Source organism: Rothia nasimurium (genome assembly GCF_042660305.1).
In the GTDB taxonomy this organism is placed as follows: Bacteria; Actinomycetota; Actinomycetes; order Actinomycetales; family Micrococcaceae; genus Rothia; species Rothia nasimurium.
This window is the reverse complement of sequence record NZ_JBHSTW010000025.1, coordinates 101,811-113,772: the sequence shown is the minus strand read 5'-3', so window position 1 is coordinate 113,772 and position 11,962 is coordinate 101,811. Positions and strand designations below refer to the sequence as shown.

Annotated in this window: 9 protein-coding genes and 4 tRNA genes; 11 read left to right on the top strand and 2 right to left on the bottom strand. The window is 60.8% G+C overall.

Going from position 1 to position 11,962, the window contains the following annotated elements; translation table 11 throughout:
- The first annotated feature begins 720 nt into the window (after nt 1-720).
- Complete coding sequence (locus tag ACFP6B_RS10550) at nt 721-2,943, top strand: RNA polymerase sigma factor (protein WP_377129807.1); 2,223 nt, start codon at nt 721-723, stop codon at nt 2,941-2,943.
- 131 nt (nt 2,944-3,074) lie between these two features.
- A complete protein-coding gene (gene htpX, locus ACFP6B_RS10545) occupies nt 3,075-3,968 on the top strand; it encodes a zinc metalloprotease HtpX (RefSeq protein ID WP_237184944.1) in 894 nt (297 codons plus the stop codon).
- A gap of 126 nt (nt 3,969-4,094) precedes the next feature.
- Here the strand turns inward: htpX and ACFP6B_RS10540 are convergent, their stop codons facing one another.
- Nucleotides 4,095-4,586, bottom strand: a complete 492-nt coding sequence (locus tag ACFP6B_RS10540; protein WP_237184942.1) for a YajQ family cyclic di-GMP-binding protein — start codon at nt 4,584-4,586, stop codon at nt 4,095-4,097.
- Between the two features lie 179 nt (nt 4,587-4,765).
- On the opposite strand from ACFP6B_RS10540, the gene ACFP6B_RS10535 reads away from it, so the two are divergent.
- The 3 genes from ACFP6B_RS10535 to ACFP6B_RS10525 all read left to right on the top strand — a co-directional run bounded on the left by ACFP6B_RS10535 (nt 4,766) and on the right by ACFP6B_RS10525 (nt 5,915).
- The gene (locus ACFP6B_RS10535; RefSeq protein ID WP_377129805.1) at nt 4,766-5,176 is read left to right on the top strand and encodes a hypothetical protein; all 411 of its coding nucleotides are present in this window, start codon (nt 4,766-4,768) and stop codon (nt 5,174-5,176) included.
- Nucleotides 5,177-5,330: 154 nt separating this feature from the next.
- A tRNA-Tyr gene (locus ACFP6B_RS10530) sits at nt 5,331-5,412 on the top strand.
- A gap of 122 nt (nt 5,413-5,534) precedes the next feature.
- Nucleotides 5,535-5,915 carry a thioredoxin family protein gene (locus ACFP6B_RS10525; protein ID WP_135012472.1) on the top strand — a complete coding sequence of 127 codons (381 nt, stop codon included), beginning with the start codon at nt 5,535-5,537 and terminating at the stop codon, nt 5,913-5,915.
- A gap of 60 nt (nt 5,916-5,975) precedes the next feature.
- Here the strand turns inward: ACFP6B_RS10525 and ACFP6B_RS10520 are convergent, their stop codons facing one another.
- Nucleotides 5,976-6,974, bottom strand: coding sequence for a DNA-3-methyladenine glycosylase family protein (locus ACFP6B_RS10520; protein WP_377129803.1), 999 nt, complete (start codon nt 6,972-6,974; stop codon nt 5,976-5,978).
- A gap of 114 nt (nt 6,975-7,088) precedes the next feature.
- On the opposite strand from ACFP6B_RS10520, the gene ACFP6B_RS10515 reads away from it, so the two are divergent.
- The 6 genes from ACFP6B_RS10515 to ACFP6B_RS10490 all read left to right on the top strand — a co-directional run bounded on the left by ACFP6B_RS10515 (nt 7,089) and on the right by ACFP6B_RS10490 (nt 11,960).
- Nucleotides 7,089-8,693 (top strand): DUF2079 domain-containing protein, encoded by a 1,605-nt coding sequence (locus ACFP6B_RS10515; RefSeq protein ID WP_377129801.1) that lies wholly within the window; start codon nt 7,089-7,091, stop codon nt 8,691-8,693.
- Nucleotides 8,694-9,032: 339 nt separating this feature from the next.
- Nucleotides 9,033-10,985 (top strand): DEAD/DEAH box helicase, encoded by a 1,953-nt coding sequence (locus ACFP6B_RS10510; protein ID WP_377129799.1) that lies wholly within the window; start codon nt 9,033-9,035, stop codon nt 10,983-10,985.
- Nucleotides 10,986-11,213: 228 nt separating this feature from the next.
- A tRNA-Thr gene (locus tag ACFP6B_RS10505) sits at nt 11,214-11,285 on the top strand.
- Between the two features lie 26 nt (nt 11,286-11,311).
- Nucleotides 11,312-11,385 (top strand) — tRNA-Met (locus ACFP6B_RS10500).
- A 1-nt stretch (nt 11,386) separates the two neighbouring features.
- Nucleotides 11,387-11,458 (top strand) — tRNA-Thr (locus ACFP6B_RS10495).
- Between the two features lie 55 nt (nt 11,459-11,513).
- Nucleotides 11,514-11,960, top strand: coding sequence for an FAS1-like dehydratase domain-containing protein (locus tag ACFP6B_RS10490; RefSeq protein ID WP_377129797.1), 447 nt, complete (start codon nt 11,514-11,516; stop codon nt 11,958-11,960).
- Nucleotides 11,961-11,962: the final 2 nt, after the last annotated feature.

The window sequence follows — 11,962 nt, the reverse complement described above, 5'->3', positions numbered from 1 at the left end:
GGGGGGGGGGGGGGAGTTAAAAGTTTTTCCATTTTTTGCGTCATAAAACGGACCCTGGCGACTCTATTATCTATGACAGCCTAAAGCTGTCGGGTGTGCCACCGGTTTTTCATGATCGGCTTGGTGGCGCACCGCCCCAGCTGCTATGGGAAGTAGCTGGGGGCATAAGGGAAATAACTTGTGCCTGCCAATCGTGGGGATTAGGTGAGCACAAGGGCACCTGCCGCCGGGACTAGGGGAAACGCCCCGGTAGTCAAAGTGCCAACACCGTGATGTGTTCGGGGTGTAGGGTCGCTGCTGCTGGAACTTATCGAGCGGCTCTACACACCGCACTCACACAAACCGCCACTCACAGGGCCGTTCGCGGGTTCTGTGCTGGGGCAAACAGATATAACTTCATACACTTCAGACGCTTTCGCAGGCGCTGAGACACCAAGTGCCAACACTGTTCGTGGGTGGTGGCGCGCAGGCTAGACAGGCCACCACCGGCTGATGGCCCCTCCTCGGGGAGGGGAGCCATCAGCAGCAACAGAGGGTAGAGAGACTGATGCCACTTTACTGCTAGGGGCGGCACAGCCCGGCTCCTTACACTGCCTAAGGGGCCGGGCTGTCTTGCTTCTTTTCATAAACTACTGCATGAGCAGCTTAATCCCGATAGACTAGTAGAATACCCCCCACTACTCTAAGCTAGGGGTAACTCGCATAAACCCAGGGATTTTCATGCAATCACATAAGACCGCGCAACCGGCTAGCGGCGGCCCCACCGATGAGCTACTGCTCATGGATGTCCGCGAAGGCAAGCTTGATTCGTTCGGCGTTCTGTATGAACGTTACGTGTCGATGGCTCGTGCCATCGCCTACAAGCACACCTCTAACAAGACCCTTTCAGAAGACATCGTCTCCGGAGCCTTTGTGCGTGTGCTCCAGGCCCTCAAAAACGGCAAGGGCCCCCGAACCTTTATGGGGGGCTACCTAGCTACCACTATTGCCCACCTGGCAGCAGAAAACGGTCTCATCGCTCAAAAAGAAGTTCCCAGCCAAGAAGAACACCTAGAATTAATGGGTTCGCTGGACGAGACCGTCCTAAAATTACATGAATCAGATGAGCTCATTACCGCCTTTACCGGCCTGCCGGAACGCTGGCAGACCGTGCTCTGGATGACCGAGGTTGAAGATAAAAAGCCTCGCGAAGTCGCCCAAACCATGAATCTTTCTGCCAATGCTGTCTCGGCTCTGGCGGCCCGCGCCCGAGAAAGCCTGCGCGAAGGTTTCCTGCGGGCCCACCAGAATGCGCCGAAGACCGATGAATGTGCCCAGTACTCACCCCATCTAAGTTCTATGGTGCGCGGCTCTTTGACCAAGAAACGTAGTGAAGCCCTGCGACTGCACCTATCGGTCTGCTCCTACTGCACTTCAGAATACTTGGCCCTGGCCGGTATTAATAAGTCCATGCGGGTTTGGGTTTTCCCAGTCTTGGCAGGCCTGGTTCCCGTCCTCACCGACGGCTCGAAAGTCTTGCTGCCTTTCCTGGCCGGTGGTGTGGCTGGTGGCGCCGCCGCTGGTGCCGGCGCCCAGGGTGGCCTTTTCTCAGGTTTTGGGGGCGGACGCTGGACGCCCGGCAGCCAGGCCCTGGCAGGTGCCGCTGCGGTCGTGACCGCTATCGGTGCTGTGGCCGGTGGCATGGCCCTGGTCAATAATTCTTCGGCCGGGTCAGCGGTTATCAGCGCAGACTCCCAGCTGCAGACCCCTAAAGCCCAGCCGAGCGACGATACTTCAGGCGTTACCGATAGCCTGGTGAACGAGCCCCAGAGCGTCTCTAGCGGCATGACCGCCGAAACTTTGCGCTCGTCCGTAGCCGTTAACGGGCCCTCAGCTGGCCAGGGCAGCAGCAGCTCTAGCAGTGCTGCCTCTTCAAGTTCTCTGGCCAATGCGGTGGCGCCGGAAGCTCCTGTTGCGCAGCCGCTTGCTGCTGCCTCGTCCGACGGTAGCTCTGCTTCAACGAACAAGACCGCTGAGTCTGCTGCATCTAGTGCGAGTGCTCCTGCCGCTTCAGAAAATGCTACAGCGTCTCTGACTGAGCCTGTTTCTGTGCAGGTTCCTCTGGCTCCTGCCCCTGAGTCTTCGGTTGCCCCGGTCACCCCTGAGCTACCTGCTGCTCCCGAAGCCCCTGCTGCTCCCTCGCAGCCGGAAGCTCCTGCGGAGCCGGTAACTCCTGAGGCTCCTGCGGAGCCGGTTGCTCCCTCTGAACCAACCCCTCCGGCAGAACCTGAGACCCCGATTGCTCCCGAGCAGCCTGTGGACCCTGAGGTTCCTATTGAGCCCGTTGACCCGGAAGTTCCCGTTGACCCTGAGGTCCCTGTTGAGCCTGTGGACCCTGAGGTTCCTGTTGAGCCAGTTGACCCGGAAGTTCCGGTCGAGCCAGTTGACCCCGAGGTTCCTGTTGAGCCTGTCGATCCGGAAGTTCCCGTTGACCCTGAGGTCCCCGTTGAACCTGTGGATCCTGAGGTCCCCGTTGAGCCCGTTGACCCGGAAGTTCCGGTCGAGCCTGTGGACCCGGAAGTTCCCGTTGAACCTGTCGATCCTGAGGTCCCCGTAGACCCTGTTGAGCCAGAAGTTCCTGTTGAGCCTGTCGACCCGGTTGAGCCTGTCGACCCTGTGGACCCCGATACTGGAATCCCTGAGATTCTGGGGCCCCTGGACTGGGTGGGTACTCCGGAGTACTACGAGTTCATCGCTAATACTCCCTGGGATACCATTGGGTACCCCGTTGGTGACAACCGTATGTGCATCATCACCTTCCTGGTCACTGACTCTGAAGGTGCTGAATTCCCCTCAGGATTTGGAACCTACCTGCCCCCCATCATCATCGAATCGCCCTATGCCACCTACGTGCTTGAGAGCTACTTTGGCATCAGCCGAATTCAAGACATCACCTGCTACTAGGTAAGAAACGTCTACCGGCCCCGCGCAAGGGGACTCGGTGGGCGTTTTTCTAAAGCCTCTAGCGGAACACCGGGCACTATCTCAGCTTGGTCATCTAACCTAGAAATCAAGACCCCGACGAAAGGACTTTCATGCACAGCCATAACAACGGCCTCAAAACAGCCCTGCTCTTGGGGTCGATGGTAGGTTTCCTGCTCCTCATTGGTGCAGGCCTGGCCTACTTCACCCGAAGCTCAATCTTTATTGTGCTCTTCGGCCTGATCGGTGTAGGTACGGTCGCCTACACCTACTGGAATTCCGACAAGCTCGCTATCCGCTCCATGAACGCCTACCCCGTGACCCGTGAGCAGATTCCCGGCCTCTACGCCATCGTTGAAGAGCTCTCAGCTAAGGCCAACCAGCCCATGCCCAAGCTCTACGTTGCCCCGACCATGACCCCTAACGCCTTCGCTACCGGCCGTAACCCCCAGAACGCCGCGGTCTGCTGCACCGAGGGTATTCTGCAGCTGCTCGACGAGCGCGAGATGCGCGGTGTGATTGGTCATGAGCTCATGCACGTCTACAACCGCGATATTCTGACCGGCTCCATTGCTGCCGCTATCGCCTCCGTCATCGGTACTATCGCCCAGTTCGCTACCTTCGGCGCCATGTTTGGAGGTAACCGCGAAGAAAACCGCGGTGGCGGCCTCATCTTCACCCTGCTCATCGCCTTTCTAGCGCCCCTGGCCTCGGCCGTCATGCAAATGGCCATTAGCCGCACCCGCGAATACGATGCCGACGAGGACGGCGCCCGCCTCACCGGCGACCCGCTGGCGCTGGCGTCCGCCCTGCACAAGCTGGAAAACGGGGTGTCACGCTACCCCATGAACCCCGAGAACCGCCAGACCGCAGGCGCTGCCTCCATGATGATTGCTAACCCCTTCCGCGGCGGCGGTTCAATTAAGAACCTGATGGCCACCCACCCGCCCATGGCTGACCGTATCGCCCGCCTCGAAAATATGGCTCGTCAGAACGGCCAGCTCTAACCGGTAGATCACGGTCGGCTTCAGTTGACCGTACAAATCTGAACAGGTTAAAGAAGAGCTCCCCACCTGCCCGGGCAGGTGGGGAGCTTTATACCTAGGTGCGGACGCCCCCTATGGGGCAGGTGCCTAGCGGTAGTTGACGAACTGCAGGTCAACCTCAAGGTCGGCGCCCTTGAGCAGGGCAATGACGTCCTGCAGGTCATCGCGGGACTTGGAGGTTACGCGCAGCTCATCGCCCTGAATGGTGGCCTTGACCGACTTGGGGCCCTCCTCACGAATGAGCTTAGAGATTTTCTTGGCCTGGTCCTGGGCGATGCCTTCCTTGATGGAAGACTCAATGCGGTATTCTTTGCCTGACGCGTAGGGGTCGCCGGAATCCAGGGACTTGAGCGAGATGCCGCGCTTGACCAGCTTGGACTGGAAGACATCGAGCACGGCCAGGGCGCGCTCCTCGGAGTTGGCCTTAATCAGGATCTTTTCGCCGGAGAAATCAATTTCAGCGCCGACACCGCGGAAGTCGTAGCGCTGGGCTACTTCCTTCTGGGCCTGGTTGAGGGCGTTAGAAACTTCCTGCTTGTCGACCTTTGAAACAACGTCGAATGATGAATCGCTTGCCACGGGTGCTTACCTCTTTGCTTGTAGATAGGTGACCGTGCCCCTGTAGACCGCTAGCGGGTGAGGGGCGCTTACCTACAAAGGTACCCTGTTTTGCGGGGGCTATGCAGGTTATCGCAATCGTTATGAAACTGTGACACCATTCTCAGCTAAAGTTCATCTTGGTTTGGGAGGATGAAGCTATGGCTGAAAAGAAAACAGCTGCCCACGCTGCAGCCGGCGTACAGCCCGGCTCAGGAACCACTCCGGCAGCGCACCAGGTACTAGCTGTAACTGACGGGACCATGCAGCGAGCCTACGAGGCTCTCCTTGCAGATTTAGTGGCAGACGGCTTTACTGCCGCCGATGCAACTGCCCCGGCGGGCAGCGGCTCGCCTGAAGTCGAACGGGCCCCAGATTTTGCCCGCGGGCTGGGGCAAACCCTGCACGATGCTGATTTAGTCGCCAGATTCGAGGGCGTGAAAGAAAACCTTTCCCGCGAAATTCGCGGCGGCATGTGCACCCCCGATCAGGCTTATGCCTACCTAGAAAACCTTGAAATATCGCTCCTGCTAGAGCAAGAAGCCCTGGCGGCAAGCTCTGCGTCTAACTAACATGGCCCCGACCGGCGTCCGCTCTCATAGCGCGCCGGTCGGCCCGCTTAAGTGGTCTTTGCAACAAAAGCTACTTTTGGTTTGGCAAGCTGCCTAAAAGTGTGTAAAGTATTCTACTGTTCGCTCAAACGAACACATTCAAGAAATTGAATACGGCAGATTACCCGAGCGGCCAAAGGGGGCTGACTGTAAATCAGCTGGCATTGCCTACGGGGGTTCAAATCCCTCATCTGCCACAGCGAAAATCCCGCCTCACATGAGGCGGGATTTTTTATTCCCCTGGTGAGCTAGCTTCATTATCAGAGAAACCGGCCACAGTCTTTAGACAAGCCCCGATAAAACCGGTAGCGTGTTTCTCATGGCAACCATTGAAATTACCCAGGAAAACCTGACCCAGAACGTCGAAAACTCAGACATTCTCTTCCTCGACTTCTGGGCCGATTGGTGCGGCCCCTGCAAGCAGTTCGGCCCCATCTTCGAAGCTGCATCTGAAAAGCACGCCGACATCACCTTCGGCAAGGTCGACACCGAAGACCAGCAGCAGCTGGCCGCCGCAGCAGGTATCACCTCTATCCCCACCATCATGGGCTTCCGCGAGGGCGTTCTCGTCTTCTCCCAGCCCGGTGCTCTGAATGCCCAGCAGTTCGACCAGATTATCGACGCGGTCAAGGGTCTGGATATGGCCGAGGTGCACAAGCAGGTTGCCGAGGCTGAAGCAGCCCAGGCTGAGCAGGCCTAAAGCCACTAACTTTCTTTATATAAGTCGCCCTCCCCCTAACTGGGGGAGGGCGACTTCGTCTTAGAAGGAGCGCATATCCTGCGGGGCGTATCGGGGGCCGCGGCGCGGTTCGCTGATCCCGGCGGCCTTGATGAGGGCCACGACCCGCTGGCGGTGCCCGGCGTAGGGGATAAGCAGCTCTACCATGCGGGCGTCATCGCCGCGGGTGCCATCGAAGGCGTAGGTGACGTGGTGTGCAAGGTGGTAGTCGCCCACGCTGACGGCGTCGGGGTGGCCGCAGTAGCGTTGCAGGGTTTCTGCGATGGTCCAGGGGCCAATGCCGGGAACCGAGTTCAGCGCCCGGGCGAGCTCGCTTACGCTGTGCTGGGCGGCAAACCATTCGAAGGACTCAGCCCGGTTCGCATAGTGCACCATGGCAGATGAGCGGGAGCGGTCGAAGCCGGCGCGGTGGTAGGCCCAGTCAGGAATCTGGGCAAAGACGGACGCCTGCGGGAAGATAACAAGCCCCGGCGGCTGGTCGGGGAGCCCGGTTGCAGGGGATGGTTCACCGTACTGGCGTAGCAGGGCCCGCATACCTCCCATAGCCTCGATGCCGGTGACCCGCTGTTCGGTGATGGCCAGTAGCAGGTTCTGCGAGAGCAGGCCAATAGAGGGTAGCCGCAGCCCCGGTGCCTCGGCCCGTGCCCGCACCAGCCTAGCTGGCAGCTGCCCCCAGGCCTCTGAGGCGTAGAAACCGGCCCACCGGTCCTGCTCACCCACCCAGCCCGGCACGCGAGCCGCAAAAGCTTCCAGGGCGGACGCAGGCGAGGCGTCACCTGCGGAACTTTCACCTGCCCAAATCGTTACCTCAATCGGGGCACGCAGGTCGGCGGGGCGCGTCCTGGCAAAACGAACAAGCAGCCCCACCCCAGCTTCGCGGGCCGTCGCCCAAAAAACAGGGCCAGCAGGCCCGGCTACCTGACGAAAGAGGGGGTCGAAGGCTCCGCGCTGTAGGGGAGCAAAAGTCTGGCCCAGGTGGACCCGGTGGGTTGGTTCCAGAACAAAATGCGCGCGCAACATGCTCACCATCGTCTCACACCCGCTCTACCTGACCCACAGAACCACTTTGCTGTCTATACTCGTACAAGACGCCGCACCCGTGGCGCCCACCCCAACCTCAGACGAAGAAGGCGCATGAGCTCCCCCCTACTGCCAGCAGAAGCCCACCCCATCAGGGCGCGTATCAGCGCTGCAGCCCTGGCCCTAGCTGTCTTTGCCCTCTACAGCGTCTACTCCTGGTTGCAGTGGCGGCACTACGTGGTGCCCTCCTGGGACCTGGGTATCTTCTCGCAGCTGGCTAAGGCATACGCCTCGGGTCAGGCCCCGATTGTGCCGATTAAGGGGGAAGGCTTCAACCTGCTGGGGGATCACTTCCACCCCGTCACCGTGCTGCTGACTCCCTTCTACTGGCTCTGGCCTACGCCCGCCACCCTGCTCTATGTGCAAAACGGGCTGGTCGCCCTATCGGTCTATCTGCTGGTGCGCTTCGCCCAGCGGATTCTGGCCCCCTGGGCAGCCCTAGCCCTGGGAGCTGCCTACGCCCTGAGCTTCGGTATTCAGCAGGCTGTAGCCGTTCAATTCCACGAGGTTGCCTTCGCCCTGCCCCTGCTCGTCATGAGCCTAGGCTACCTGGCCATGACCCGCCTGACGGATGCCCCCGCCCCCCTGCTGCGCCGCGCCATCTACTGGGCTGCCCCCCTGGTCTTCGTCAAAGAGGACGTCGGCATCACGGTTTTCGTGATCGGGCTCGTCGCCCTGGCCCGCACCGGCTGGCTCTCAACCGCCAGCAGCATAGCCTTCCCGTCGGCGTCCGCCCCGGTACGCCCCCGCCGCGAACTCTACCGCACCCTGCTGCGTTCCTGGGGCAACACCCCCGCGGTCGCCGAAGCCAGCCTACTCATGCTCTGGGGAATAGTCTGGCCCCTGCTCGCCATTGGCCTTATCCTGCCCCACTTCAACACCGGGGGAGTCTTCGACTACTCCGACAAACTCGACATCGCAGCGGCTATCGGCGACCCGCTTGGCGCCTTCGCCCAGCTCTTCTACCCCTGGCAAAAAACCGCCACGCTCGGCCTGCTCCTGCTCACCGGCGTCCTGGCCTGGACCACCAGCCCCCTCGCCCTCATCGCCGCCCCCACCCTCATCTGGCGTTTCCTTTCACCCCAAGAGGGCTACTGGGAACCCACCTGGCACTACAACCTCGTGCTCATGCCCATCGTCTTCACCGCCCTGCTCGATGTGCTCGCCCGAGCCGTCGCCCGTACGCACCTCCCCGCCTATCGGCTCGGGGCAACACCCGCCGGGCGCACCGTCCGCACAATCCTTGCAACCCTGCGCCACCGCGCCCCGGTAGCCCTGCCCGCGCTCGCCCTCATCATCAGCCTAGGACTCCTGCCCAACCAGCCCCTGGTCCAGCTGACTGACCCAGACTTTGCCACCACGGAGCTTTCCACCACTGACCAGATGAAGGCCGAAGCTATTGCCGCTATCCCAGAAGGTGCCACCGTAGCTGCCGACCTCTCCGTCCTCACCTACCTGGTGCCCAACCACACCGCCTACTGGATTGGCCACTCCGGGGAACCCGGCCCCGACTACGTGCTCGTCGACAAACTTGGCAGCGCCTGGGGCGGCAACCCGCCCAGCAGCTCCGTCGCCTACGCCACCGACCGCTACGGTACCGCCACCTACGTTCACTACCGCACCATCGGCACCATCGACATCGCCGTCCGCACCCGCTAGCTGTACCCTCTATCACCACCCGGGCCCAAAACGCCCAAACTAGGGTAGAGTTGAAAACGTAAGACTCGGGAACCCCCGACCATTTCTCTTCAGCGCCCACGCCCGCTACTGGCACACAACCACAGGGCCACGCGCGTTCAACGAACATACTTAGGCTAAGCAGACCGTTGAACCTTCGACTAGAGAACCTGATGTGTAATCAGCTCGCCCAAGCGCGCACCCCTGATAGCCAGCGCCCACGAACCGAAGACCTCTGATCTTTGAGGCCCCTCGCGAGCATTCCACGGGGACACCCCGTACAGCACCTCCACCTCAGTGAGAGTGCTGAAACCCCACTCGATGAGGACAACATTGACTGAAAATACTGCCGTTAACGCAGAAACCGCAACCGACGCCATCTTCCAGGAACCGGTTGTAGACACCCCCACCCAGCAGGTAGAAAAGGACGAGGACGGCGGCACCCGCTTCACCGACCTGGGCCTGGACGCCCGCGTCCTGGCAGCCCTCGAAAAAGTCGGCTACGAAAAGCCCTCACCTATTCAGGCTGAAACCATCCCCCTGCTGCTTGAAGGCCGCGACGTCGTCGGCCTAGCCCAGACCGGCACCGGCAAAACCGCAGCCTTCGCCCTACCTGCCCTCTCAACCCTGGCAGAACTGGCCGACATCAACGGCGTCTCCAAAGACACCCAGGTGCTCGTCCTGGCCCCCACCCGCGAACTGGCCCTGCAGGTTGCCGAAGCCTTCTCGTCCTACGCAACCGAAATGCCCGACTTCACCGTGCTGCCCGTCTACGGCGGCTCACCCTACGGCCCCCAGCTGGCGGGCCTCAAGCGCGGCGCCCAGGTCGTTGTCGGTACCCCCGGCCGCGTCATCGACCACCTGAAAAAGGGCTCCCTGGATCTCTCCAACCTGCAGTACCTCGTACTGGACGAAGCTGACGAAATGCTCCGCATGGGCTTCGCCGAAGACGTAGAACAGATCCTGGCAGACACCCCCGACTCCAAGCAGGTTGCCCTCTTCTCAGCAACCATGCCCAAGACCATCCGCAAGATCGCTGAGCAGTACCTCAACGACCCCGCAGAGGTCCGCGTCAAGTCAAAGACCACCACCAGCGCCAACATCCGCCAGCGCTACATGCAGGTCATGCACTCCCACAAGCTCGAAGCCATGACCCGCGTGCTTGAGGTCGAAGACTACGACGGCATCATCGCCTTCGTCCGCACCAAGAAGGAAACCGAAGAAGTCGCCGACAAGCTCAAGGCCCGCGGCTACCAGGCTGCCGCCATCAACGGCGACATCCCCCAGAACCAGCGCGAACGCACCGTCGAAGCCCTGCGCGATGGCCGCATCGACATCCTGGTCGCCACCGACGTCGCCGCCCGCGGCCTCGACGTCGAGCGCATCTCCCTGGTCGTCAACTTCGACATCCCCCACGACACCGAATCCTACGTGCACCGCATCGGCCGAACCGGCCGCGCAGGCCGCGCAGGCGAAGCCATCCTCTTCATGACCCCGCGCGAAAAGTACATGCTGCGTCAGATCGAAAAGGCAACCCGCCAGCAGGTCGAACAGATGCACATGCCCACCGTCGAAGACGTCAACGCCAACCGCAAGCAGAAGTTCGCCCAGCAGATCACCGACACCATCGAAACCGAAGACCTCAGCTTCTTCCGCGAACTCATCGACGCCTACGCCAACGAACACGACGTCGAAGGCGAAGAAATCGCAGCAGCCCTGGCCGTCATCGCCCAGCAGGGCCGCCCCTTCCTGGCCGAAGAAATGCCCGAACCCAAGAGCAAGAAGCGCGACCGTGACCGCGACTTCGACCGCGACGACAAGCCCCGCGGTGGCCGCCGCCACTCCGAAGAAGGCATGGTCGACTTCAAGCTCAACGTAGGCCGCTCCTCCCACGTCTCACCCGCAGCTATCGTCGGTGCCCTCACCAACGAAGGCGGCCTCAAGGGCAAGCAGGTCGGCGCAATTGACATCCGCCAGCACTTCACCATCGTCTCCCTGCCCGAAGCAGAACTGCCCGGTGATTTCTTCGACCGCCTGCGCGACACCCAGGTAGCCGGCGAGTTCATCAACATCAAGCGCGACCGCGGCCCCAAGGGTGGCGGAGGCGGACGCAAGTTCGACCGCGACGACCGCGGCTTCGGCGGCAAGAAAAAGTTCGACCGCGACGACCGTTTCGGCAAGAAGGACTTCGGCGGCAAGAAAAAGTTCGACCGCGACGACCGTTTCGGCAAGAAGGACTTCGGCGGCAAGAAGAAGGGCCGCAAGAAGTTCTAAGGGCTGTGCCCCGGAGTAAGGTTTTGCAGGCTCGCGCTCGCTGCCGACCCTCTCGCTGGTTCGCTTCACTCACAAGCGATTCACGCCAGCCGCCGAGCCAGCAGCTTCGCTGCGAGCCTGCGCCACCTTACCCATAGGGCACCATTTCAACTTGTGCCCTAGAACACCTAAAAAAACAGGTTCTAGATTTGCGTCTTCCAAAGGTTGTACCGTAAGCTAGTATCTGTTGCCCCGATAGCTCAGTGGTAGAGCGCCATCTTGGTAAGATGGAGGTCCCGGGATCGATTCCCGGTCGGGGCTCTGTATGAGCCCAAAAGTTCATACGTGGCGGTGTAGCTCAGCTGGTTAGAGCGCACGACTCATAATCGTGAGGTCGACGGATCGAGCCCGTCCACCGCTACGCCCCGATAGCTCAGTGGTAGAGCGCCATCTTGGTAAGATGGAGGTCCCGGGATCGATTCCCGGTCGGGGCTCAGATAACCTGTCAAGCATTAGCTTGGCAGGTTTTTTGTTTGTAGAGTGGTTTCTATGGCTATTAACCAAGAGATCGTAGGCCGCATCTACCCGGCCACAGAGCCCTATGCGGTTGGGCGAGAAAAAATCCGTGAATTCGCTACAGCTGTGAAGGCCACCAGCCCCCTGCACTTTGACGTGCAGGCCGCCCAGAGCGCAGGCTACAGCGACCTGATTGCCCCGCCCACCTTCGCCATTATTCTGGCCCAGAAGGCAGACGCCGCCCTGATTGGTGACCCCGAAGCCGGTATCGACTTCTCCCGCGTGGTCCACGCTGACCAGCGCTTCACCCACCACCGCCCAATCGTGGCAGGGGACGAGCTGCTCACCGAGGTGCACGTCGATAGCGTGCGCGTCATGGGAGCTGGCGCTATGCTGACCACCCGCGAAGAAATCACCACCGTGGAGGGCGAAAAGGTCGCCACCTGCATCTCATCACTGCTGGTTCGGGCGGAGGACTAACC